This is a genomic window from Psychrobacter sp., assembly GCF_018260395.1.
Taxonomy (GTDB): domain Bacteria; phylum Pseudomonadota; class Gammaproteobacteria; order Pseudomonadales; family Moraxellaceae; genus Psychrobacter.
In genome coordinates, this window is record NZ_JAGLBC010000007.1 from 19,530 (window position 1) to 42,288 (window position 22,759).

At 38.5% G+C, this 22,759-nt stretch carries 21 protein-coding genes; 12 read left to right on the top strand and 9 right to left on the bottom strand.

The window, feature by feature from the left end; translation table 11 throughout:
- Positions 1-20 precede the first annotated feature (20 nt).
- From QZ265_RS01405 to QZ265_RS01415, 3 genes are all read left to right on the top strand, one after another.
- Positions 21-734, top strand: a complete 714-nt coding sequence (locus tag QZ265_RS01405; protein ID WP_296402638.1) for a hypothetical protein — start codon at positions 21-23, stop codon at positions 732-734.
- A 290-nt stretch (positions 735-1,024) separates the two neighbouring features.
- Complete coding sequence (locus QZ265_RS01410; RefSeq protein ID WP_296402639.1) at positions 1,025-1,615, top strand: hemerythrin domain-containing protein; 591 nt, start codon at positions 1,025-1,027, stop codon at positions 1,613-1,615.
- A gap of 70 nt (positions 1,616-1,685) precedes the next feature.
- Positions 1,686-1,946 carry a hypothetical protein gene (locus QZ265_RS01415; RefSeq protein ID WP_296402641.1) on the top strand — a complete coding sequence of 87 codons (261 nt, stop codon included), beginning with the start codon at positions 1,686-1,688 and terminating at the stop codon, positions 1,944-1,946.
- Between the two features lie 413 nt (positions 1,947-2,359).
- Here QZ265_RS01415 and QZ265_RS01420 read toward each other — a convergent pair whose 3' ends face one another.
- The 4 genes from QZ265_RS01420 to parC form a co-directional block, all read right to left on the bottom strand.
- On the bottom strand, positions 2,360-2,722 hold the full coding sequence (locus QZ265_RS01420; protein WP_296402643.1) for a hypothetical protein: 363 nt from the start codon (positions 2,720-2,722) through the stop codon (positions 2,360-2,362).
- 18 nt (positions 2,723-2,740) lie between these two features.
- On the bottom strand, positions 2,741-3,241 hold the full coding sequence (locus QZ265_RS01425; RefSeq protein ID WP_296402644.1) for a hypothetical protein: 501 nt from the start codon (positions 3,239-3,241) through the stop codon (positions 2,741-2,743).
- 337 nt (positions 3,242-3,578) lie between these two features.
- Positions 3,579-4,721 carry a L,D-transpeptidase family protein gene (locus QZ265_RS01430; protein ID WP_296402645.1) on the bottom strand — a complete coding sequence of 381 codons (1,143 nt, stop codon included), beginning with the start codon at positions 4,719-4,721 and terminating at the stop codon, positions 3,579-3,581.
- A gap of 108 nt (positions 4,722-4,829) precedes the next feature.
- Positions 4,830-7,124: a DNA topoisomerase IV subunit A gene (parC, locus tag QZ265_RS01435; RefSeq protein ID WP_296402647.1), complete on the bottom strand. Its 2,295-nt coding sequence runs from the start codon at positions 7,122-7,124 to the stop codon at positions 4,830-4,832.
- Between the two features lie 536 nt (positions 7,125-7,660).
- Here parC and QZ265_RS01440 point away from each other — a divergent pair.
- From QZ265_RS01440 to QZ265_RS01460, 5 genes are all read left to right on the top strand, one after another.
- The gene (locus tag QZ265_RS01440; protein WP_296402649.1) at positions 7,661-9,391 is read left to right on the top strand and encodes an AMP-binding protein; all 1,731 of its coding nucleotides are present in this window, start codon (positions 7,661-7,663) and stop codon (positions 9,389-9,391) included.
- A gap of 392 nt (positions 9,392-9,783) precedes the next feature.
- Complete coding sequence (locus QZ265_RS01445; protein ID WP_296402651.1) at positions 9,784-11,550, top strand: AMP-binding protein; 1,767 nt, start codon at positions 9,784-9,786, stop codon at positions 11,548-11,550.
- Between the two features lie 160 nt (positions 11,551-11,710).
- Positions 11,711-12,427, top strand: a complete 717-nt coding sequence (rph, locus tag QZ265_RS01450; RefSeq protein ID WP_296402653.1) for a ribonuclease PH — start codon at positions 11,711-11,713, stop codon at positions 12,425-12,427.
- Positions 12,428-12,480: 53 nt separating this feature from the next.
- Positions 12,481-12,969: a hypothetical protein gene (locus tag QZ265_RS01455; RefSeq protein ID WP_296402655.1), complete on the top strand. Its 489-nt coding sequence runs from the start codon at positions 12,481-12,483 to the stop codon at positions 12,967-12,969.
- 195 nt (positions 12,970-13,164) lie between these two features.
- Positions 13,165-13,884, top strand: coding sequence for a hypothetical protein (locus QZ265_RS01460; RefSeq protein ID WP_296402657.1), 720 nt, complete (start codon positions 13,165-13,167; stop codon positions 13,882-13,884).
- Between the two features lie 48 nt (positions 13,885-13,932).
- Here the strand turns inward: QZ265_RS01460 and hemJ are convergent, their stop codons facing one another.
- From hemJ to serB, 5 genes are all read right to left on the bottom strand, one after another.
- Positions 13,933-14,367 (bottom strand): protoporphyrinogen oxidase HemJ, encoded by a 435-nt coding sequence (hemJ, locus tag QZ265_RS01465; RefSeq protein ID WP_296402659.1) that lies wholly within the window; start codon positions 14,365-14,367, stop codon positions 13,933-13,935.
- A gap of 71 nt (positions 14,368-14,438) precedes the next feature.
- Positions 14,439-15,629 (bottom strand): biotin synthase BioB, encoded by a 1,191-nt coding sequence (bioB, locus tag QZ265_RS01470; protein WP_296402660.1) that lies wholly within the window; start codon positions 15,627-15,629, stop codon positions 14,439-14,441.
- Between the two features lie 445 nt (positions 15,630-16,074).
- Positions 16,075-16,602: a hypothetical protein gene (locus tag QZ265_RS01475; RefSeq protein ID WP_296402662.1), complete on the bottom strand. Its 528-nt coding sequence runs from the start codon at positions 16,600-16,602 to the stop codon at positions 16,075-16,077.
- Between the two features lie 466 nt (positions 16,603-17,068).
- Entirely contained in the window at positions 17,069-17,515 is a 447-nt protein-coding gene (gene aciT, locus QZ265_RS01480) for an AciT family ciprofloxacin tolerance protein (protein ID WP_296402664.1), read from the bottom strand.
- 474 nt (positions 17,516-17,989) lie between these two features.
- Positions 17,990-19,312 (bottom strand): phosphoserine phosphatase SerB, encoded by a 1,323-nt coding sequence (gene serB, locus QZ265_RS01485; protein ID WP_296402666.1) that lies wholly within the window; start codon positions 19,310-19,312, stop codon positions 17,990-17,992.
- A gap of 95 nt (positions 19,313-19,407) precedes the next feature.
- On the opposite strand from serB, the gene QZ265_RS01490 reads away from it, so the two are divergent.
- The 4 genes from QZ265_RS01490 to QZ265_RS01505 all read left to right on the top strand — a co-directional run.
- A complete protein-coding gene (locus tag QZ265_RS01490; protein ID WP_296402668.1) occupies positions 19,408-20,862 on the top strand; it encodes a hypothetical protein in 1,455 nt (484 codons plus the stop codon).
- 171 nt (positions 20,863-21,033) lie between these two features.
- Positions 21,034-21,318 carry a PA3496 family putative envelope integrity protein gene (locus tag QZ265_RS01495; protein ID WP_296402670.1) on the top strand — a complete coding sequence of 95 codons (285 nt, stop codon included), beginning with the start codon at positions 21,034-21,036 and terminating at the stop codon, positions 21,316-21,318.
- Positions 21,319-21,476: 158 nt separating this feature from the next.
- Positions 21,477-22,028 carry a YecA family protein gene (locus QZ265_RS01500; protein WP_296402672.1) on the top strand — a complete coding sequence of 184 codons (552 nt, stop codon included), beginning with the start codon at positions 21,477-21,479 and terminating at the stop codon, positions 22,026-22,028.
- A 373-nt stretch (positions 22,029-22,401) separates the two neighbouring features.
- On the top strand, positions 22,402-22,759 hold a 358-nt coding region (locus tag QZ265_RS01505), incomplete at its 3' end, for a hypothetical protein (RefSeq protein ID WP_296402673.1).

Here is a 22,759-nt window from a genome sequence, read left to right on the forward strand (position 1 = left end):
AGATTGATTGGAGCTATCGTATGACCTATGCTTATTTTGAAGACAAGCAACAACGCATCAACGAATTTGTGGCGCGCGCTAATTTAATTCTCGGTGATGATCCCTTGTGCTATACCGGTGATTTTATTACCGGTCAGCCAGTGCGTCCGGATATTTTATTTGTCAGTATCAATCCTGGGCACAGTAATCGAGAGGACTGGGGCGATATTGAAGCGCGCCGAGCTCAAGCTGTGGTAAAGGATTTTGAAAAGCTTACCTGTAAATATATTGCTGATGTTGCAAGAGGCAGTCGCTATGCCAAGCGTATTGTCGATGTGGTATGTACAGGCGATATTAAGCGATTAGAGCGCTGTGCTGAGACCAGCTTCGTGTCCTATTTTGCTGCGCCCAAAGAAGCCGTCCTACACGCCCAATTATCCGAATTGCCTGAAGATATGCAACTTGAGCATCATGCCCTGACTCGATTGGATATTGAACACATCAATCCTAAGCATATTATTTGTATGGGTTGGCGCTCCTTTGATCGTTTCTTAGAGCACTATGGTGACGGTAGTGAGATAATCGTCAGAAAGCTGCCTTTAATGGGTAAAATGGAAGACTATTATGCTTACACTGAGGTGGCAGGGGTACAGGTGCATGGATTACGCCATTTATGTACCAAGCTGACGTTAGAAATGCGAGCCAATTTAGAAGCGATATTTACTGATATTTGGGATGAACTAGACCTAAATTAACTATAAGTGTTTAAGAATAAATATGAGGCTTCAGGAAGGAGTATTTACAAGTATTAAAGTAAATATCGTGAATGAATAGGATGTATTCACCAACACGCCCTATACAAATCAACGCCGTTAAAACCTTGATAATGATCGGATAAACCTTATATAAACTCTACAGTTATAATTCGATATATTTAGATTTATTAAATAATTTGGATTTAGTAAATAATAACGAGTGTTATATACCTTAAGGTTTAGTCAAAACGGGTGTAGCCTCAAATAGTGCTTCGTTAAGGAGGTGACTTGTGAACAGCGCAACTGAAAATACAAGCCCAAATAATCAACAAGAGAACAAGGTCATTGCAACACCCCGACATCCTGAAAGTCGATTGGACCCTGATTGGTTATTTTTATATGAAAAACTACCGCCTAATCAATGGTACTCCTCTGATTATGCTTACAAAACGTCTGGGTGGCTAAACGTCCATACCAATATTCGTAAGCGTCAACGTATTTTAAGACAGCTAAGTGAAGAGTATTTAATGGGTGCCTTAAATTGGGATAATTATCGAAGTCAGGTGCTACAGCGTATTAGTATGCATGTGCTTAAATTGCATCAGCACCACAGTGTAGAGGATCATGGATTCTTTCCTGAGTTTGTCAGCTCCTATCCGCAGTTAAAGACTGGCTTTGATATTCTAGAGCGTGACCATGTTAGACTCGATAAGTTATTAGATGATCTACAAGGGTTAAATGATGAGTTGGCAAAAGCGCAGCATGAAGATAAAAAGTTAGCAGACCGCTTACATGCTAACTTAATTACTGGCAGCGACTTCTTATCGCAGCATTTGACGGATGAAGAGGATTTGGTTATACCGATACTCGGATTGCGCTAATCAGCAAAAGCGTTCTAAAATTAGTGACATTTAGGTTATCAATTAAGCATAATCAATAAGGCTTCAAATTATGTATAAGCCACAGATAATGGGCGTATTTAGTGCTATCTTCGGACTAATTATAGTATCGACAGTATTTAATTCAGGCAATAATACGCCAATGTCACAATGGCCTATGGAAGGGTTTCAGAACTTAGCATTTAGTATTGGTTGGTTAAGTCCTTTTCCAAACGCAATGGTTTATATTATCGCTGTGTTAATACTACTGTTGGTAGCTACTATATTTTATAAATTCGGTGTATGGCTATTCCGGCAAGCAACGGGTAACTAGCCAATTAACCTTGTAAATTCAGTATTAAAAAGTTTTCCTGATAGAGTTCCAAATTATATTTAGCATTCATTCTAGATATGCTAGGTATAAAAAAAAGTACAGTAAGTGAAAAATACGATAAGGTATTGAAAGTATTGTGGTCAATTTTTAACTCTTGATCCCTAGAATCTCCTATAAATCCTACTATTACAAAGCCTGATGCGAAAGCTAAGAAAGCAATCAATAAGGATCTTAATAAGTAAGAAATAGTCTGATATTTATCAGGTTCATATTGATTTACTATGAGGCTAATAGTGTATAGAAGGAGGCTAGTAAGTATATGATTTTAAAAAATAATTTAGGGTCTAAAAATAAAAATATATTAAAAATAAAGGATTGTTGTTTAAAAGCTTTGAAAAACAAAAAAAATAAAATTATTTTTGTAAGTCAGAAATAATTTTATCGCATTTTTCTATCATTGAACTACTATTTCTATAGGCTTGAACAATCAGAGGTAGATTTTGTTCACTAAGGTTACCATCAGGATTGTTAAAATTTTTCTTAAGTAAATCAATATCGCCATCATAGCTAGATATTAATTTTTGGGAAATTTTTAAGTCTTCCTTTGATAAGTCTAGTAATACCGTAAGTTCTTGTAAAGAACCTACAACAGATTCACCTTCAATTAAATTAGCAACCAAGGTCGCTAAGGTAAAATTATGGTATCGAAGTTGTTCAACTTTCTTATTCAAAGCTGTTACTTCTTTTGCAAGGTTTTCAATAGAAATATCAGACATTTATTAATTCCATTTTTATTATAGTAAGACAGTTGTTATAGCCCATGTGATAGTTCTTGCAGTTGTAGATGGGATACCTGCCGAAATTAGAGCTTGCATTATTGAACCCTCTGCCATATAACTTACTCCATCAATTGTAGTGGCTATTTTCAAGGAATTATTTTTTATATATGTTCCTACAGCAGGTGAGACTGTATCTAATACTAGAGCGAGATTTGGTCCGCCATATCTAAAGGCAATAACTATGGCAGCCTTTTTTAAACCATATTCAGAAACTTGTGCAGGAACTTTTAAAAATCTTTGTCCGGTTTCTGGACTGGTAATAATTGTAGCATTGTATGAAGAAGATAGATTTACAGTATCTTCGGCTTGTAATGGAATAATACGAGTGTGAAATCTATCATTCTTAATTTGGCTGCTAAGAGAATTTTCATTAATTTCTTTTGCATTTACATTGATTGCCGAGAACATTAGTAAACTAGATAAAACCGTAGTGGCTAATAACTTGAATTTTTTCATTTAAATACCCTTTACTAAAGATTGATTTAATTAAAAAATTCAACTTACTTGCTAACAAAAAGATAATAATATTTAAATCCTAAGTATTTTTTTCTAAAGAGTTATTGGAATATTGAATAATTAATTTTTTATGTAATAACAGTATTCTTAAATTCATTTATGATACTTTCCAAACGTTTTTTATCCGTATCGCAATTAACTTCTTGATTAATCATATTTAAAAGATTTTGGGCGAATTGGGGGTTTTTGCGAGCGACTGACAAAACCATGCCCCCCAATACAATTTTTAAAGTATCGTGTTTAAACCAAAAGCGTAATGGCTAAAGTTAGCCTTAAGTTATAAAAACTCTACTTTAGCGCCGTCCTCAATAGTGCCATATAGCCCAAGGGCATCCCAATTGGTTAGGCGCACACATCCTGAAGAGTTTTGACGACTGATTCTTTCAGGTTCTGGAGAGCCATGGATGCCGTAACTGCGTTTGCTAAGACCTAGCCAGACACGGCCCACAGGGTTATTTGGACCAGGAGGGAGCACACTTTTATGGTTTTTAAAGTCTTTGTTATAAGTTGGATCTATGATGCGACTGACAACCTTATATTGACCATTTGGTGAAGGTTTATAACTACTGCCCATAGTGGTTGGGTAACTGGCCACAAGCTCATTATTTTCATCATAAGCATATAGTAAGTTCTTGCTCTTCACCGCCACGACTCGGTGCACTGGAATCTCATTAGGCTGATATGGGTTATACACCACAATTTTATTGCCTGCTTCAAACTTAGTGTTTGGGTTTAGCTTCAATAGCAGTGCTTTACTCATGTGAAATTTTTCACCCATGGCCTCAAGCACAGACTTAAACTGCTGCCCTTTTGGATTATTAATTAAAGTCACATCATCATCTGTGAGGGTGTAATTGACCAATACTGGCTGAGCACTTATAGTACTGTCCGCTGTCAGTAACTTCCAAGTGGCGTCATCTATTTTACCTGTAACCTCTAGACCCTGCTTTTCTTGGAATACTTGTATCGCCTTGATAGCATTTTTACCAAGTCGTCCATCAATGGCACCCACAGAATGATGGTTATAATTCAGTAAAGCCTGAATCTTTAGAATGACATTCTCATCAAGAGGTGCATCAGCAGTCCAGACTGCTTGGTTAACCTGTTGAGCTTTTTCAGGAAGGTTAGTGGTCTCATAAGGCAGCTCTGGTAAAGCTTTTGCAAGACGTAACTGCGATGGCGTATCGCCAATAAATTGCTGACTAATATTCGGACGCAACTGTTTAACCGGTTCAGTAGGCGCTTGTGATTCATTTTCTATAGCGTCTTCAGGTTCAGGGGTAATAATCTGCAATATTTTATCTTTTAGGTGCTTAATAGACTCAATATTTATGCCAGCTTTGTCGCTATTTGAAGATGAGCATGCGCTAAGTGCTAAAGGCATCATTATTACTGAAATAATCAAAATTTGTTTTGGCAAGTGTTTACCCAAAGGTAGCTGCCTTAAGGAAAAAGGTTTTAACACCATCAATAGACTCACTTCAAAAATTTATTGAGATACAGTTCTCTATTAAGCAAAATAGCGATGCTACTCTGCTACCCAAATATCAGTCACGTTTTGAAAACCACGCGGTAGTTGACTACCGCGATTACCACGTTTACCGGTGTAATTTGCTAAATCCATAGGTTTTAGTGTGACATGTCGCTTGCCAGCAGTTACCGTCAAGCTGTCATCATGATGTAAAGGCAACACTGCCACTACATCATCATCGTCTTTTAGATTTATTAACTTGTTGCCTTTACCGCGCTGCTGTTCTGGCAGTTCATCAATTGCAAATATCAATAAATAGCCGGCTGAAGTAACCACTGCTATTTGATCTTGAGCCAAGGCATGCTTATCATCTTCAGACTCTGCTTTGACATCAACATAGGCCACTTTAAGTAAATGAGCATCTTTGTCAAAGTTAATGACATTTTTACCCGCTTTTTGATTGGTCTCAAGATTACCCAGTGTATTGATAAAGCCATAGCCTTTTGAGCTGGACAAGATAATACGCTGATCATCGTCGCCGGCAAGCAGCTGCTCGAAGCTAGCACCAGCGGCAGGTTTTAACACGCTGGTTAATGGATCGCCCTGACCACGCGCAGAAGCCAATATATGCGCATCAATACTGTAGCTACGACCGGTGCTGTCCATAATATAGAGTTTTTCATTAGACTTACTACGTACATGGGCTTGATAGCTGTCGCCTGAGCGATAACTCATGCCAGTAGCGTCAACATCGTGTCCTTTAGCAGCACGAATCCAGCCAGCTTTAGACAAAATAGCAGTAATGGGTTCGCTTGGCACAAGATCAGACTCTTTAAGTGCGGTTGCTTCATCACGCTCTATCACAGGCGACATACGACTATTACCATGCTCCTTCATGTCGGCTTCTAACTCTGCAATAATTAACTGAGTTAGACTTTCAGGGTTATCAAGTAGCTCTTGGATAGTGGCACGCTCAGCTTCCAAAGCATCTTTTTCAGTGCGAAGTTCAATCTCTTGTAAGCGGGCTAGTTGACGTAGACGAATGTCTAAAATAGCGTTGGCTTGAATCTCACTTAAGTCATAGCGGGTCATCAGCTCCATCTTTGGATCATCTTCTTCACGAATGATGCGAATCACTTCATCAATATGCAGATAGGCAATTAACAAGCCTGCTAAAATGTGTAGGCGCTTATCGATTTTGTCCAAGCGGAACAGTAGGCGGCGAGTCACTACTTGACGGCGACTCACCAACCATTCCTCTATGATCTCTTTCAAGTTTTTTACTTGCGGCTTGCCATTAAGCCCAATCACGTTCATATTGACGCGATAACTGCTCTCAAGGTCGGTACTGGCAAATAAGTGACTCATTACCCGATCGACGTCAACGCGAGTAGAACGAAGCTCCAATACAATTCGACAAGCGTTCTCATGATCTGACTCATCATGAATATCTACTATCCAAGGCAGCTTCTTATCCATCATAAGCTTAGCAATTTGCTCTTGAATCTTATTGCCTGACACTTGATAAGGCAGTGCATCAATAATAACTAAATTCTTTTCCTGCTTATCGACATGGTACACGGCGCGCATTTTATAGCTGCCACGTCCAGACTCATAAATAGCTTGTAAGTCTTTTTTAGAGGTAATAATTTCGGCCGCAGTGGGCAGATCAGGAGCGGGTATAGATTGAGTCAATTGCTTAACAGATAACTCAGGGTTCTTTAGCAGACGAATGGCAGCACGCACCACCTCATTTAAATTATGAGGCGGAATATCAGTGGCCATACCTACCGCAATACCCGTAGTTCCATTTAACAAAATATTAGGTAGGCGAGCCGGAAGGGTTATCGGTTCTTGCATTGAACCATCAAAGTTGTCTTGCCAATCTACAGTCCCTTGAGCCAGCTCTTCAAGTAAGGTGTTGGCATAGGCTGACATTTTAGCTTCAGTGTAACGCATGGCTGCAAATGACTTAGGGTCATCAGGACTACCCCAGTTACCCTGTCCGGTGATTAGGGGATAGCGGTAACTAAAAGGTTGCGCCATAAGTACCATGGCTTCATAACAGGCTGAGTCACCATGAGGGTGATATTTACCTAACACATCACCGACCGTACGTGCTGATTTTTTGGGTTTGGTTGTCGATTTTAGACCCAGTTCACTCATGGCATAGATGATGCGTCGCTGAACCGGTTTTAGACCATCAGAAATGTGTGGCAATGCTCTATCCATGATGACATACATGGCATAGTTCAGATAAGCCTGTTCTGTGAATTCTGCTACAGAGCGAGTATCCATTGCTTCTGTAGGTATGACAGTTGAAGTCGGTGGGATATTTGAAATATCAGACATAATTGGTAATTTTGCCTTGTTTTAAATAAAAAGGTGCTTATAAGTACTAAAATTTACTACAGTGAGAATTTTTATTTAAGCAGTGTGAAAATTTTAAGTTTAATATCGGTAGTCTAAATTATTATTTATACAATCACTCGGTCAGTAATCTTGCTATTATAGCAGTAGCAATAAATCAACTACTATTTAAGTTGGTTTTATTTTAACGCTTAAGCTATTGTCTATTGAAATGAATAAACAATTTCTAAATTACTAAAAAAACGCAAGTACTGTACAGTATATCGTATAGGATATGAGCTAAATTAAGTAGTAATCTTAGGTGTTATGCGTCAACTGATGACGCCAAGCTTTAAATTTAATATAAATTTACTGGTTAATCGTTTTTGTGACATTAATTCACATATTGGTTGTCATCTACAAGTTAAATAGTGTATTTTAGATACAAATTAATACAGGCGAGTAGTAAGAGCCATTCAATGACAATTTATGCTATTAAATCATACAGTTTAAGCAATTCTTTAGGAGCTCCGTAGATTATGGACAATCAAAATAATCAATTTCGCCGCAACGATAAACCTTGGATAAAGACATACGAAAAATTTGGCATGCAGTACGACATTGAAATGCCAGCAGCCAATACTTCTTTAATTGAGGTTTTTGAAGAAAATTTTGTAAACCATAAAGGTAGGGTCTCTTTTGTCTGTATGAACCAAGAGTTATCATTTGATGACTTAGACACTTATAGTAAATATATTGGCGCATACTTGCAGTCGCTAGGCCTAAAAAAAGGCGATAAAGTGGCGGTAATGATGCCCAACATTTTACAGACGCCTATCTGTATTTTAGCGGTTATCCGTGCAGGTTTTGTTCTGGTAAACGTGAACCCATTATATACCACGCATGAGCTTGAGCATCAGCTTCAAGACTCAGATACCAAAGCGCTTATTCTATTAGAAAACTTTGCTAAAACATATGCTGATATTGCTAACAAGACTGTAGATCATGTGGTTGTGGCTTCAATGGGCGACTTAATGAGCCCCATCAAAGGCTTTATTGTCAACTCTGTAGTTCGTTATGTGAAAAAAATGGTGCCAGCCTATAATATTCCAGGCAGTATCACTTTTAAAAAGGCTTTAAAAATTGGCGCTAAGAAAAAATATAAGCGTCCTACGGATATTGGTCTAGAAGATGTTGCGGTACTACAATATACCGGCGGAACTACTGGTGTTGCTAAAGGCGCTATGTTAACCCATGGCAACTTGGTCGCCAACCTAATACAAGCCGACACTTACATTGGTGCTGCCTTTGATAAGTTTGAAGAATTAAATGAGCAGCCGGTTATTTTAACGGCTTTACCGCTGTATCATATTTTCTCATTTACCGTATGTTGTATGTATGGTTTACGCAAAGGTGCAATTAACTCACTGGTGCCTAATCCACGCGATGGTAAAAGCTTAATTAAAGCTTATAGAGATTATCCACCTGCATTCTTCCCAGCGGTTAATACCTTATTTAATGGATTAATTAACAGTGAGCACTTCCGTGCGCTTGACCATAGTAAGCTTGAGATGTCCATGGGCGGTGGTATGGCAGTACTAACTGACACAGCCGAGAAATGGAAAAAAGGTACTGGTAATGTGATCGTTCAGGGTTATGGCTTATCTGAGACTTCACCAGTAGCTTCAGCGAATCCAATGGGCTTAGATGAGTTCCCAGGAAACATTGGTGTGCCATTCCCAGCTACAGATATGGCCATCATTGATGAAGAAGGTAACGAAGTTGCCATCGGTGAGCGCGGTGAGATTTGTGTGCGTGGACCACAGGTTATGAAAGGTTATTGGAAGCGTGAAGATGCGACTAGTGAAGTTATGACGCCAGATGGATATTTCCGCACAGGTGATATCGGGGTAATGGATGAAGAGGGCTATTTCAAAATTGTTGACCGTAAAAAAGATATGATTATCGTTTCAGGCTTCAACGTTTATCCCAATGAAGTTGAGGATGTGATGAGCGGTCATCCAAAGATTTTAGAGTGTGGTGTGATCGGTATTTATAGTGAGAAGAGTGGCGAAGTACCGAAGATTTTCGTTGTGGCAAGTGATCCAAGTTTGACTGAACAAGAGGTTTTGGACTATGCCAAAGCGAATTTAACAGGGTATAAACGTCCTCGTTTTGTTGAATTTGTGGACGAATTACCTAAGTCAAATGTCGGTAAAATTTTACGTAAAGAATTACGTAATATGGAAGAAGCTAAGAATAAAAGCTAATTGATGTACAAAATCTCTCAAAATTTCATACTTTAAGTTTAGTTGGTTAGCGAGTACAATAACCACAGTACTATACTAAAGTATAAATGGATTCATTAGACATATTTAAAAAGGATACGAGCATTTGGCGTATCCTTTTTTTTGTATAAAAAACTAAGCAGTGTTTTTGGATACTATATAAATAAAACTATGTAGACGAATTTTATGCGCTACGTTGTTATATTAGGATTGATATTTTACAAAAAGTTAGAGAAATAATAAGTTATAGGGTTTTTACAAGATAGTCTTTCATGCATTTTTTGACAAATATATTCACATAACCTCTTTGTATACAAGAGGTTATTTATAATAATGCAGTTATTGTTCCATTAAATAATTCTACAGGTAATTACATGACAACAGCTTCTAATCATACCAATCAGACACCTTCAAGTGAATATCACGGTACTTTTCCCACCTATCCTGATATCCCCAGTGATCGTCCTTGGTTTGAATCTTATGAACGTTATGGCCTAAGTGCTTCAATTGATAAGCCTGCTGATGACACCTCATTACTAGAAGTATTTGAACGTAACTTTGCACGTTATGGCAATCGTGATGCATATATCTGTATGGGTGCAAGCTTAACCTATCGTGAATTGGACAACCGCAGCCGTCAAATCGCAGCCTATCTACAATCTTTAGGTCTTAAAGTGGGCGATAAAGTGGCGGTAATGATGCCTAACGTCTTACAGTATCCTATAGTTGCATTAGGCGTGATACGTGCCGGCATGATACTGGTCAATGTCAATCCACTTTATACCAGCCGTGAACTTGAGCATCAAATCCATGATAGCGATGCACAGGCCATTTTTATTATTGAAAACTTTGCCAAAACTTTTGAAGATGTGAAAGACAAGGGCAAGGTAAAGCACGTGGTGGTCTGTAGCATGGGTGACATGTTAGGGATGATTAAAGGCCTTGTGGTCAATACTATGGTGCGCTATGTTAAAAAAATGGTACCAAGCTATTCGATTCCTAACAGTACTAGTTTCAAAAAAGCTTTAGAGTCGGTATCTGCTCATCAATACAAGCGCCCTGAGCTTGACCAAAGTTATGTGGCTTTATTGCAATATACTGGCGGAACTACCGGTGTGGCTAAAGGTGCTATGTTGACTCACGGTAACCTTATCGCAAATATGCTTCAAATTGATATGGTAATGAGAGCTGCTTTTGGGGATTCTAGCAATGGTGAAGTCCTGTTAGCCGCTCTGCCTTTATATCATGTGTTCTCCTTTATGGTATGTGGTATGTACTCGATGTATGAAGGTTGCGCGGCACTGTTAATTCCTAACCCACGTGATTTAGATGGCCTAATTAAAGAGTTAGATAAATACAAACCTGCTTATATCCCTGCAGTAAATACTTTATTTAATGGATTGGTTAACAATGAGAATTTTAAAACTTTAGATTTCTCTAATCTAAAAGCCTCTATCGGTGGCGGTATGTCAGTATTACCGAGCGTTGCCAAAGCTTGGCATGAAGTAACGGGCTTACCTATCGTAGAAGGGTATGGTTTGTCAGAGACTTCACCTGTGGTTAGCTTTAACCCTATGAATATTTCTGAATTCACCGCTAAAATTGGGGTACCTGCTCCAGATACGGATATTATCTTAATCGATGAAGATGGCAAAGAGATGCCGATTGGGGAACGTGGTGAAATTTGTGTTAAAGGTCCTCAAGTTATGGTCGGCTATCAAAATCGTCCTGATGAGACCAAAGAAGCTTTCACTGAAAATGGCTATTTCAAAACTGGCGATATTGGTATCTTAGATGAAAAAGGCTTTATTAAAATTGTTGACCGTAAAAAGGATATGATTTTAGTGTCTGGTTTTAACGTCTATCCTAACGAAATCGAAGAAGCTATGGCTCAGCATCCGGCTATATTAGAGGTTGGTGCTATTGGTATTCCAAGTGATAGCCGTGGTGAAGATCCAAAAATATTTGTGGTAAAAAAACTAGGCGCTAAAGTGACTGAACAAGAGTTATTAGATTTTGGTAAAAAGCAATTAACCGGCTATAAGCGTCCGCGTATTGTTGAGTTTGTGGATGAACTGCCTAAATCAAACGTAGGTAAGATTTTACGCAAAGAGCTACGCAAAAGAGAGGGTTTAGAATAGTCAATAGTAGAGGCAATAGCCTTGACTAGCGCTTGCTATTGGTTAGTCATCACGTTACGATGAGCCAATATATTTGGGCGAATTGAGAAGGGTTGAGTTAAACCTCAATCTCTCATTTAGCCCTTTCATTTTTTTAATAGAGATAGGATATAACTTAGCGATGCGTATAGATAACCGCCAGCTTGATCAACTACGTGCTGTAACTTTTGAACGTAATTACACCAAACATGCCGAAGGCTCAGTGTTAGTTTGTTTTGGCGATACTAAAGTGCTTTGTACCGCTAGTGTTGAATCTGGCGTGCCTCGATGGTTAAAAGGTAAAGGTCAAGGCTGGGTAACAGCTGAATATGGTATGTTGCCTCGTGCCACCAATACTCGCAATCAACGAGAAGCCGCTCGTGGCAAGCAGTCTGGACGCACCCAAGAGATCCAACGTTTGATTGGCCGTAGCTTAAGAGCAATGGTTGATTTAAATAAACTTGGTGAAAACACCATTTATTTAGATTGTGATGTGTTACAAGCAGACGGTGGCACACGTACTGCAAGTATTACCGGTGCAGCCATTGCTCTAATCGATGCGCTAGAAGCTCTACAACAAAAGAAAAAATTGAAAGAAGATCCATTAGTAGGGTTGGTAGCAGCTGTTTCTGTTGGTGTAAAAAATGGCGAAATTTTGCTAGATTTAAATTATCTAGAAGATTCAAGCTGCGATACTGATTTAAATGTAGTAATGACCCAAAAAGGCGAGTTCATTGAAATTCAAGGTACTGCAGAGAAAAAGCCTTTTACCCGTGCTGAGGCAGATAAAATGCTAGCTATGGCTGAAAAAGGCATTGCAGACTTGGTCAAGCTACAACAAACGGCTTTAGGTTGGTAGTGGTTATTTGAAAAGTCGCTATTTTTAAGCCGATCAATAGGACACAACGAATCATGCTGCAAGTAACGGATAATGGCGCTAATATAACTTTGTCAGGTAAGTCAGAAGTTAGAGGCGACGGTGTATTTTGGTTCAGTATGGCCTTATTGATTGGGGCATTAGGCGTAGCAATAAGCATGAGCTTATTGCCTGAGCGCTTGGCAATAGGCGCTTTAGGATTGCTAATCGTTGGTAGCTATTTTTTTAATAGACTGCGTAGCCGTCAAAAAGGCAGTCAGACTCATATAAGTTCAGGTATTGTTAAAGTTCAATCTGGACTGTTTGTCCATAATCATTTGGGTAAAATACAACGCATTAGCCTAGCTGCAGATGACACTATCAATGTTAATGGTAAAGCTTTAACGATTATTGGCGCAAATGGTGGTACCAAGTGTCAGGTTTCTGGATTTGATTCTGAAAAAGAAGCTCAAGTAATGCAAGCGATTTTGCAAGGTCAGCAATTTGGCAAACGTAATGCCAATATCAAGATGCAATCTTCATAATTGTTTTTTATAGCGTAGCTTTTTTTAAAAATGCACCTTTTATTATAGCTGTCAGTTTTTATAGCTGACACTTCTCAATGCGCTTTTATTAGACTTTGGCTTAGTAAATACAATAAGGAGTAACATATAGAAGTGTCAAATATTCTGCTGAATAAGAGATTACGTTGCTTGAGTATAATGAGCTATAGGCTAAATATGAGCCGTCATACTCATCAATCAAATATGCTTCAATCGATGTCGATCAAAGCAATGTCAGTCAAATCAATGTCGGTAAAAGCTATGTTAGTTAAAGCTATACCCTTTATGGCCGTTGCCTTAGTAACGTTTCTATCAAGCTCTTGGTCACATGCCGATGATTTGGCCGATTTAATTGAGAGAAAAACCCAATCCTTTGAATCCACCACTTCTTATCATGGTTCTGGCACACCGGCATCATATAATCTGCAAAGTACCACAAGCTTTTATCAAAATTATGCTTTTGCCCCAAATATCAATGCCGAGTACATAGATATTCTATATCAAGCTGAACAAAATTCTATGGGAGCCAGTCAACAGGTGCTGCGTACAGTACGTCAAATGGCATTAGACAATAGGGAGATTATTTCAGGGTCTTGTTGGGATTATTTAAATGCAGCTTTCAATAAAGCAGGGGTAACAAAAGAAACCATATTCAAGGGCGAATATCCTTACGGTTTCTTCATAGACACTAATGCGATCCAACCTGGAGATTGGTTGTATTATATTAATCATGACTATAATGATGTTGAACACAGCGGTCTGTTTGTGGGTTGGGTCAATCGCAGTACCAATCAAGCCTTGATCTTAAGTTATGCAGGCGAGAGTCGCAACGAGCCGGCAAGTTATAAAGTTTATGATGTCTCAAATACCTATAACGTCATGCGGCCCACTTTATAGTTAATTGTCAGCCAAAAAATAGATGAAAATAATCCTTTGAAAAACTTATTAAAAGGGTTTTACGATTACTAAAATCACCACTGCTACTAATATGAACACCGGTACTTCATTGAACCAACGCCAAAATACATGGCTTTTAAACTTTGGATTATCGATTAGCTTGTTTCGATAGACCCCGCATAGACCATGATATGCCGAGAGTAAAACCACTAGTAATAGCTTCACGTGCAGCCAACCTTGAGTCTTATAGACATCCCAGCCTAATATAATCATCCATAAGCCAAAAATCCAAGTGGCAATCATTGCCGGCATCATAATGCCGCGAAACAGTTTTCGCTCCATAATAACAAAACGATCTTGGCTCACTTTGTCATCGCTCATAGCATGATAGACAAATAATCTAGGTAAGTAGAAAATAGCCGCAAACCAACATACCATAGAGATGACATGGGCGGCCTTTATCCAGTTCAAATAATCTGCCATAAATAATCTACCATAGTTGTTATTCCACTTTAATGAAGGTATGAATTATTCGTTCAATTCTAAGTTATCTATTACAAATAGCTTTTTTGACCGCTTAGCGCATCGATTACCTTTAGGGCAGGCTTGGGTGACATGGTTTTTAATCCCAACATGGTCATCAAACGATCGTCATTCGATTGACTGGCATTGCCTGTAGTTAACAGCTTATCGCCATAAAAAAAGGAATTAGCACCTGCCATAAAAGCTAAAGCTTGCTCAGCGTCTGACAGACTTTCTCTGCCAGCAGATAGACGGACATAACTTTTAGGGCAACAAATACGAGTAACGGCAATAGTGCGTATCCACTCTAATACGGGCAATTGACCTTCCGTCAACACTTTGTCCCCCAGTGGCGTCCCTTGGATTGGCACCAGTAGATTAACCGGTATAGATTCTGGAGGTAAAGGCATTGAGGCAAGTTCATATACCCAATCAATACGATCCTCTCGACTCTCTCCCATACCAACAATACTGCCACTACACACCTTAATCCCAGAGCGGCGCACATGATCTATGGTCTGGAGGCGATCATCATAACTACGGGTACTCACTACTTGATCATAATAATGGCGCGAGGTATCTAAATTATGGTTGTAATAATCAAGTCCTGCCTCTGCCAGTAGCTCGGATTGCTCGGCACTTAACATGCCCAATGTCATACAAGTTTCGAGTCCTAACGCTTTTACCTCTTTGATTAAGGTAGCAATATATAGCATGTCTTTATCATTGGGATGTTTCCAAGCCGCTCCCATACAAAATCGGGAGGACCCTGAAGCTTTTGCTCGTTTAGCCGCAGCCAACACCTTTTCAACCTGTAGTAGCTTTTCAGCTTGCAGTCCAGTGCTATCACGATAATGGCCAGATTGCGAACAGTAACCACAGTCTTCAGGACAATTACCGGTCTTAATTGATAATAAAGTACTTACCTGAACTTCATTGGCATTAAAATGCTGACGATGGATGCTTTGCGCCTGCATGAGTAAATCCATAAAAGGCAGATCAAATAGCGATTGTATATACTTTCGACTAATTTTCTGATTAACTGCCTTGATTTTATAATCTGACGCGTCATCTGTTGAAGTATTCAATGCAGGATCAGTAAAAACATCAGATGTATTAGATATGCTGTACTGCTGAGTCTGATTACTAGATTTGGCCAATATAGTCAAATTGTCTAAACAAGCATTGGTATCAGGCTCTTTAAGTTGGGACAAAGAGCTCATATTGCATTCCTTTGTTAATAATCGAAGTTATAAAATCTTATTTTGATAATCTAATTTTAATAGTCAAGTTTCATTAATCGAATTTTATTAATCAAATTGCTAACTTTTGGCAATAGTAATTGTTAACAAATTATAACCGTTAGAGCGCTCACCAATTCATCACTACCCACCATTTGAGCATTTCTGGAGGTGACAGGTTATCTTGATTGTATCACTTAATTATAATCTGTTATGGCAATAATTGGCGTAAAAAATGCCTAAATGGACAAAACCATTTAGGCATTCAATATAGCTTCAATCTGTTTGTCTAAATAAGTACATGTAAATCAGTGCATCTAAAGCTATGTATCTAAATCTGAGCATCTAAATCTGTTTATCTAAATTAGCGTAGCCAAATCAGGAGGTTAATCCTGACTGTCAAGACTAGTGAGTAAGCTAGTAAGACTTATTTGGCTAATTTTTGCATAACCATATTCAACGCTTGCGAAGCTATGCCTTGTGCTTTTTGCGCTAATGGACGTGCTTTTTCAGCAAGCGGACGTGCTTTTTTTAGAATTGGTTTAAGTTCTTCAGGCACAGCTGGAACGATATGCTTGGCCAGTTGATTGAACCACATTAGCAAGCTGTAATCGCCTTCCATTTTTAAATCTTTGTCCTGAATGGCTGTCATGAATGCGGCAACATTACCACCAGTTAACAGCTTCACACCAGTCATAGAATCTTTAAAATCAATACGTAGGCTAGGCTGATTTGCTTTACCTGAATACTGCTGGAAAGAACCTTCATCAAAAACGTAGTAACGAGCAATACCATCAGCTTCACTACCTAACTCGATACTAACTTTACGACCTTCAAGAATTTGCTGGATATTTGGGTCATCGCTTTTAGCCAACATGGATAAACGATAACCAACGGCTGCCAATAGAGCGTCTAAAGGATTGGCTTTGATATTTAATACGGGAACAGTAAACATAAATAAAGTCCATATAATAAGGATGGGGGATTAGTTATAAGCTTAAAACTATCTTCATGACTAGGCAAGCGATTTATAAAGCAACATGCTTAAGTAGTATTATAAACCCTATACTATGCGTAATATTATTGTAAGTCATAATTTTAGATTATATTAGTGTCAATATATATTATCCGTTGTAATCTCATTACAGCAATTGAGAAAATAGTTATTAGAGCTTCCAATAATAAGCTTAAGACCTATAAGCTAAGCTAACTTAATAATAAAATAATCACATATCAATAAATTAGCCCATAACAAAAAACGCCTCATTAACCCTAATGAAGCGTGATTAAGAAATAATTTAAAATGAATAGATAGGGTTTAAATGAGACTAGCTATCTGAGTAGATCATAAGACTGTTAAAAAATTTAAAACTAACCGTAATCTATTATAACTTTAATCCTAAGTTGCAAGCACCCTAGCATTAATTACGAAAGCGTGGCTCATAGTTATTATAGATAGGCGTATGTTCAATATATTTATCACGAGGGGTACGAACTCTTGCAGCGGCCGACATTGAAACAGTACGACGACCCAACGATTCCACGCCAGATTTCTGAGTTTCTAAATTATCGACAAACTGTTTATAGCGGTATGCTAAATAAGCACCCAACATAGCCACACTAATTAGTATGGCGGTCAAATAGCCGAAGCCACTGCTCACAGAGGTGACATTAACCACGATAGACTGAATGCCCTCGATAGCTATCCAATAACCCATGCCTCCAATTAAATATCCAAGTAAATAACGACGTCCAGATAAATAGGTGGCTACAATGCCTACAACGAGAAGCATGTAACCTAAAGTAGACCAAGATAAAGTACTAGTTAACCCAGGGGTACTACTAGCCATGATGGATAAAGTTGTCATGTATTTTGCCTCATGAACGGTCAATAGATACTACACAATAACTGCATGTAGTAAATCGATTGTTGCGATTGATTGATAGTTATTATGCCGATGTTTTATTAAAATACAAAGTAAATCTAAAGAACTTACGACAATGATTGTCGCTTAGTTTTAAGAAAAATTTGACACAGGGTCCAAGGCTAGATGTTACTTAATGCGAAGAAAATATGACAATTAAATGAAATAAATTTAATTTTGTAAAAATTTTATGGTCGTTATTTAGAAGGTTGTTTTTTCTGATAATACCAGTTTATAAGCATAAAAATAAAAAAATGCAAATAAAAAAGTCAGACTCTATAGCCATTATAATATAGCAAACAGTCTGACTTTATCGATTCTTTTTGTCGCTAAATACAAGTAATTGTTAGGTTTTTCTTAAATATGTCTAAAATTAAGTACGGGTTCATAATGGACATAGATTTTTACTACATCAGATTAGAGCAAGTCTTGAGCTGAATAGCCTAATACGTACAATACGCCTTCTAAACCTGTGGCATTGATAGCTGCATCAGAACGAGCACGTACGATCGGTTTAGCATGATAGGCAACTCCTAAATCTGCAATGGCCATCATTGGTAAATCATTGGCACCATCTCCGACGCAAATAATTTGAGCAGTAGTAATGTTCATTCGATCGGCAATTTGCTGTACTAATGTCGCTTTACGCTCACCATTAACGATAGGCAAATTAACATTGCCAGTTACGACCCCGTTTTCAATATCTAATTCATTGGCATGCACTTCATCAATGCCTAGCTCTTTTGCGATTCGCTCAGCAAAGTAAGTAAAACCGCCAGATACCAATACGGTGTGATAACCCAAAGATTTTAAGGTAGCAATTAAGGTGCGGGCACCGGCTGAAAGGGTCAACTGTTGCTGTATTTCATCTAATGCATCAGTAGAAATGCCTCCTAATAATGCCAGTCTTTCGCTAAATGAGGTATCAAAATCAATCTCCCCGCGCATTGCAGACTCAGTGATTTCACTCACTTGATCACCAATATTGACGTGTTTGGCAAGCTCTACAATCACCTCTTGCTCAATTAAAGTAGAATCCATATCAAAAACGGCAACACGATGAGGGCGAAGCATTTTTGCTAAAGATACAATATGGCAATCAATGGAGGCATCGCCACCGAGATCATGCGTAATAGGTAGACTATCAATAAACTGGCGCAAATGAGAGGTAATACTGTCATCAAGAAGACGTGCTGCAGCAGACTTTTTAGCAGGCTGCATGGTGGCAGTATCCGTTGGCATTAAGATATAACGATAGGTTAGTACTGGGGTCAAACGGTCACTGCCAGTAATATCCTGAAGACTATCGGTGCCGCGCACGACTTCAATAAGTTGCCACAATGGATTTTGTGATGCCCATTCAGCAATATGAGCCTCAAACGCGGCATTTTTATCTTGATCACTTTTATCTGTATCACTAGCTGATTCTGAATGCAGGGCTTGTTTTTGTACTACTACAGAGAGCGCAAAAACGGGCAAGGACTCTAATTGCTCAACCAAATGTAATGATATTTTGCCACTTTCATTATTTCCATGATCGAACTCAATATCGCTAAAGCGTAACTGATGAGGCAATAAGTCGTTGGCTTTTTGTAATGCAGTAATCCATGCTTTTAAATGCGCTGTCATACCAGAACCGAAGCTTGCGAAGTTGGCAGTGGCATTATTAAGGTTAATAAAATCGTCTTTAGTAGTCAAAATCTCATTATTTTGGTAGTTAGTTGTAGTATTTTTCGTCATGGTGAGCTAAGCCCCTTGTAAGCGTAGGCAAGATTAGGAATAATAGAGCGTGCCTAACATGGCACCCCTCCCTATTAATAAAAGTTTAGCATAACATGACCTATTTAGCGCCACGGCAAGGCCTGTTTGCCATAATTATTCTCATCAGCTTTTTTATACACACCACATTGTTGTTGATTAGCACCAATCAACAGCTTGATGAGCTTAAAACTCAGACTGGCGAAAGAATGCTTGTTCAACTTATTGATGAAGTAAAACTGCCATTACTGAGTAAGGATAAAGTCAGTTTAAGTGTTTTAACTGGTAGATATACCAGTGAGAATACTGTTGCAAGTTTGACTGTAAAAGACATTGATAATCAAGTGTTAATTCAAACCGGCCAAGCCCAACTTTTAGAAGGTAAGACCCTAAGTCGTAAAGTGATTATGGGAGACTCCGTAATCGGTAGAGTAGATATGACCTTACGTGATACTGGCAATGGTGAAATTATCGCCTCACAGTGGATATTTATTTTGGGGTCATTTATCACTCACTTACTTATTTGGCTACTATATGGCTATGTGGCACGGCCTACGCGAGAGCAGTTGGCCGCTTTAAGTCGTGATGTTCAAGATTATTTGATTAATCAAAATCAAAATTCAGGTCGAGTAGGAGACGAACATTCCGTTTCAGAACCTTCGCAACCTAAAGATGGGTTAAGTATTCATAAAGCATTGGGTGCGTATATAAAATCGCATCAAGATGAGGATAGTTCTCAAGCTGACAGCGACCTAATCAATGAGGGTCAACATACAGTACAATCTACGTCCGATAATCCTGCTAACGCTCATCAAGACATTTTGAAAAAAATAGATGACAATGCCATTGGCAATGGTGGGGCCAATGCAGATGAGTTGTCTGAGTCTGAAGGTGCTTTAACAACAACGGGCGCTAAGCTGCAATCTTTAACAGCCAACAGACCTATTGAAGTGGCAACTGTCAAAATTCGTTTTTATGACCCTAACCTTCTGTTAACGGCATTGGCGTTTGAAAAATCAGAACCCTATTTTGCGCTTTGTAATCAGCTATTGCAGCGTACGATTGATGAGCTTCTAAAGCAGCCCATTTTATTTGGTATTAAGCTACATAATAAGCCAGTATTCGATGAAAATGGGGCAACAGTTGAGTTCTTAGCCACTACTAGTCATAGCAAGGCTGGTTTAGCAGCGATAATGCTGGCCAAAGCTTACGTCATGCTTAATGAAGTTACCTATATCAAGCATCGTGAATTACAGCGTTTTGCTTTACAAGTGATCGCCGGCGTAAGTGATCAAGCCACCAGTGAAAAGATGGAGCAATTGCTCGTTAATAATGCTAGTGAGGATGATATTTTGGCATTATTGCCGGTAGAAGGCATTAAACAACTACGTGGCTATATTCAGCTAAATAGTTTGAAAAACCCAACCACGGTTTATGAGCGTGATTGTGCAATAGTAGAAGGGGTAAGTGATTCAATGATGCAGCGGTTAATTGAAGTTCGTGATGCCGTATTGTTGTCTGCTTTAAATTAAGTTTGCTATTACCTATTAACTAAATAGACTAACTTAATTAAACTAGTGTTTTTAGAAATATAAGTATACGTTGTTGATACTAATTGATGTACCATTTGCCTGAAATAACCAATACATTAACCAATAAATATAATCGGTCATATCAGACCATTAAGATAAGAGGATAAAGCCATGAGTGATAATGATCTTGATGATTTCGATGATGAAAATTTTGAAGACGATGATGATGCAAAAAAGGTGGATGAAGCGGAAACAGAAACTGTACGTTTAACCAGCCTTGAAAAGCGCCGTCTGATCGATAACATGCTAGAAGAAAAACGCTTGGCTCGTGAACTAAAAGATGGCTTTGACGAAGATTTTGATGATGAAGACTTTGATGACGAAGACTTCGATGATGAAGACCTTAATGATGAAGATGGTGATGATGATTTGTCGGATGAAGATGAAGATGATTAAGATAAGCGGTTAGCCTCAAGCTAACCATTAACCTGTTAAAACCTTTAAATTTTGTACTAAATTTAATGGTATGCTAAATACATATACTGCTGAGTCTTAACGCTATTTAATTGACACGGCTAGTGCGCATTTTTCACCTAAAAATAAATGAGAATACTATGACTTTAGAAGAGTTACAAAACTTCCTAGATTCTGAGGACAATGTCCATGGCCTTGACAGTGTGGCGACTCACGGATTTCTAACCGCAACAATAGTGGGTATGCCATTACCAAATTGGCTCTCTTTACTCTTTGAAGGTCAAGAGTCGAAGGTCAATGTTGAGGTAAAAGCAGCTATTACAGCATGGAGAGAGGCGCTACTTGAAGATATTCATAGCGAAGAGGGCATTGCCTTACCTTTAGATATCGATGATGATTCGGGCGAAATGGACTTCTCTCCAGAGTCAGAATTAACCGCTTGGTCGATTGGTTTTGTTGACGCCATGTACGGTGATGAAAACGTTGATTGGTTTAGCGATGAAGAAAACAGTGAAGATGTGGCGATGCTCACTTTGCCGATGATGGTCTTTAGTGGGATTGATACTATCGATGGCGAAGAAGATGAGGATTTAGCTGCTATTCGTCGTGATGAGGATGCCCTAGCGCAAATGGCTAATAGTATCGAGGGTAACTTGAGCGAATTATTTTTATTGTTTCATACAACTGATTAGAATGTGTGCCTAATTACATTAAGGCAGTAGCAGTAGTCCTTAGCTATTTTTTGCCCGTGACTTATTTAATTTGTAAAAATACAGGTGCGCCTCGATGTGATTGCCATAAACGCCAAGGACAGTATGGCTGGGCCGATTGCTTTAAGCATTGCCATTTCTACAGTCAATAACGCTAAGATTGTACGAACGTTGCCAGTTTTATAAGGTTTTACCAGCTATTTAAGGTTGTGGTAAAGCACCTAACTTTAATTTAAAATGTATTTAGCTATATTTGTAAATGACAACTTTTAAAATCGACGGTTATACCTGTTTTTTGCTTTGATAGGTGTACTTTAGCTTTGAAGTGACCGACTTATTTAAATAGGATTAAGTAATGAAGAAATTGTTAGTAATGGCTCTATTGACTAGCACTATGCCAGCTTACGCAGGATTTTTTGATGAATTAACCAAAGCAATTAATGCGACCGACGCTATTTTAGGTACTCAATCAACTACTCCAACCAGTAGTACTACATCAATAGGCGAAAGCTCTACAATGTCGGGTCAACCTAGTTTGACCTCTGCTCAATATCAAACAATCAAAAGTAAATTAGCCACTGCTAATGTTAATGGTAATAGTGCTGTGGCATTAAGAGAAGCCGCCCCTGTACTGCGAGAATTTTTAGCAACCGTTGCTTGTTCAGACGTTTATGGTATGAATAATATTGGCAGATATACTACGTTAGATGCTG